3 protein-coding genes are annotated in these 2752 nt (G+C 73.7%); all 3 read left to right on the top strand.

Annotation, left to right across the window (positions count from 1 at the left end):
- The first annotated feature begins 21 nt into the window (after positions 1-21).
- From E1283_RS34820 to E1283_RS34810, 3 genes are read left to right on the top strand one after another with little or no spacing between them, the layout of a single operon-like run.
- The gene (locus tag E1283_RS34820) at positions 22-909 is read left to right on the top strand and encodes an ABC transporter permease (RefSeq protein ID WP_132822166.1); all 888 of its coding nucleotides are present in this window, start codon (positions 22-24) and stop codon (positions 907-909) included.
- Between the two features lie 4 nt (positions 910-913).
- Positions 914-1699 (top strand): ABC transporter ATP-binding protein, encoded by a 786-nt coding sequence (locus tag E1283_RS34815; protein WP_132822165.1) that lies wholly within the window; start codon positions 914-916, stop codon positions 1697-1699.
- Positions 1700-1704: 5 nt separating this feature from the next.
- A complete protein-coding gene (locus tag E1283_RS34810) occupies positions 1705-2697 on the top strand; it encodes an ABC transporter substrate-binding protein (RefSeq protein ID WP_132822164.1) in 993 nt (330 codons plus the stop codon).
- The last annotated feature ends 55 nt before the right edge of the window (positions 2698-2752 follow it).

The following is a 2752-nucleotide window of genomic DNA, read 5'->3' as shown; positions in this document are numbered from 1 at the left end:
GCCCCGTCGCGAAAGGCCCCCATGTCCCTCCAGGAACAGTCCCCGCCGGGCGTCGCCCCACCGACGTCCGCCTCCGCCGAGCCCGTTCCGGCGGATCGCGTCACCATCCGCCCGGCGGCCACCCGTGCCCGGCGCGGGCCACGCGTCCCCCGGTCGTTGCGCCGTGCCACCGGGCCCGTCGGGCTGCTGCTCGTCTGGTATCTCGCGGGCGTCACCGGGCTGCTCGCCGACGACGTGCTGGCCTCCCCCGTCGACGTCGTGCGGCGCGGCTGGGAGCTGACCAGGTCGGGTGAACTGCCCGACGCCATCGGCGCGTCCGCCCTCCGGGCCGGCACCGGCTTCCTGATCGGCGCCGCCGTCGCGCTGACGCTCGCGCTGCTCGCGGGGCTCTTCCGGGTCGGCGAGGACGTCGTGGACTCCTCGATGGGCATGCTGCGCGCGATCCCCTGGGTCGGCCTGATCCCGCTGTTCATCGTCTGGTTCGGCATCGACGAGACGCCCAAGATCGCGCTGGTCGCCCTCGGCGTGACCTATCCGCTCTACTTCAACATCTACGGCGGCATCCGCTCCACGGACGCCCAACTGGTGGAGGCCGGACGGATGGTGGGCCTCGGCCGGCTCGCGCTGATCCGGTACGTGATCCTGCCGTCCGCGCTGCCCGGCGCCCTGGTCGGGCTGCGCTACGCGCTCTCCACGGCCTGGCTGGCGCTGGTCTTCGCGGAGCAGGTCAACGCGTCCGAGGGCATCGGCCACCTGATGAGCAACGCCCAGCAGTACTTCCGCACGGACGTGATCGTGCTCTGCCTGGCCGTCTACGCCGTGCTCGGGCTGCTCTGCGACTTCACGGTGCGGCTGCTCGGCCGCTACCTGCTCGCCTGGCGGGCCTCCTTCGACGGCGACGGGGCGTGAACACGTGAACGCGACCACCACGACCACCACGACCACCACACCCGCCACGACCGCCGCGCCCGGTGTCGACGTGCGGGGCCTCACCCGGGCGTTCGACGGCCGCACCGTCATCGACGGCCTCGATCTGACCATCGAGCGCGGCGAGTTCGTCGCCCTGCTGGGCCACAGCGGCTGCGGCAAGTCCACCCTGCTGCGGGTGTTGGCCGGGCTCGACGACGAGATCGGCGGCCGGGTGACCGTGCCGGCCCGCCGCTCGGTGGCCTTCCAGTCGCCCCGGCTGATGCCGTGGCTCAGGGTCTGGCGCAACGTCGTCCTCGGGCTGCCGGGGCGCCCCGGCCCCGAGCTGGCCACCCGCTATCTGGCCGAGGTGGGGATCGAGGGGCACGCCGGGGCGTGGCCGAAGACGCTCTCGGGCGGCGAGGCGCAGCGTGTCTCGTTGGCCCGCGCGCTGGTGCGGGAGCCCGAACTCCTGCTGCTCGACGAGCCGTTCGGCGCGCTGGACGCGCTGACCAGGGGCCGCGCCCAGCGGCTGGTCGGCGAGCTGTGGCAGCGGCACCGGTGCGCGATCCTCCTCGTCACCCACGACGTGGAGGAGGCGCTGCTCCTCGCCGACCGCGTCCTGGTCATGGACGGCGGTTCCATCGCCCACGAGATCACCGTCGACCTGCCGCGCCCGCGCGGCGTCGGCAGCCCCGAACTGGTCCGCCTGCGCGGCCGGTTGCTGACCTGGCTCGGCGTCTCCGACGAGCCGTCCCCCGTCCCCGTCCCCGTCCCCGCACCCGAGAAGTGAGAACCATGCGCACCATCACCAGAGCCCTGCTCGCCGCCGTCGTCCTCGTCGGCGCCGCCGCCTGCGGCTCGGACGGCACCGACGCCGGCCGGTCGGGAGCGGAGTCGGACGGCTCGCCGCTCTCCGGCGTCACCGTCACCCTGGGCGACCAGGCCGGCAATCTCCAGACCCTGGCCAGCGCCGCCGGCGTCCTCGACGACACCCCCTACGACGTCGAGTGGGCCGAGTTCGAGGGTGCGGCCCCGCTCTTCCAGGCCGTGCAGGGCGGCGCCGTCGACACCGGCTACGCCGCCGACCTGCCCACCCTCCAGGCGATCAGCGGCGGCGTGCCGCTCCAGGCCGTCGCCGCGCTCCGCAACGACGGCTCGCACACGGCCGTCCTGGTCCAGCCCGACTCGCCGATCCGGGACGTGGCCGACCTCGCGGGACAACAGGTCGTCGTCTCGTCCGCCCAGGGCTCCATCGCCGAGTACCTGCTGGCCCGCGCCCTGGAGGAGGTGGGGCTCTCCTACGAGGACGTCGACGTCCAGTACCTGCTGCCGACCGACGCCCAGGCCGCGTTCGCCTCGGGCCGGATCGACGCCTGGGCCATCTTCGGGGCCTACCTGCACGGCGCGGTGGAGAACGGCGCCCGCACCCTGGTCACCGGCGAGAACGGGCTGACCAGCGGCTACGGCTTCATCACCGCCACCGAGGACGCCCTCGCGGACGAGGGGAGGCGCGCCGCGCTGAGCGACGTGCTCGACCGGCTGGCCCGGGCGTTCGCCTGGGCCGCCGAGCATCCCGACGAGTACGCCCGGGTGATCCGGGAGGAGAACGGCGCCTCCGAGTTCGTCGCCGAGCGGCTGTCCCACTCCTCCTACCAGGAGTTGGGCCCGCCGAGCGACGAGGCGGTGGCCGACGTCCAGGAGGTCGCCGACACGATGCACGAGATCGGCGTGCTCGACCCCGGCGTCACCGTCGCCGACCACGTCGACGGCTCGCTCTTCGCCAACTGACCACGGAACGGACCGTCATGCCCGTCGAGTTCATCAGCGCCATCCACCCCAACCC

The sequence above is a fragment of the Streptomyces hainanensis genome (assembly GCF_004348415.1).
In the GTDB taxonomy this organism is placed as follows: Bacteria; Actinomycetota; Actinomycetes; order Streptomycetales; family Streptomycetaceae; genus Streptomyces; species Streptomyces hainanensis.
The sequence above is the reverse complement of the archived record's forward strand: the minus strand, read 5'-3'. Positions and strand labels throughout refer to the sequence as shown.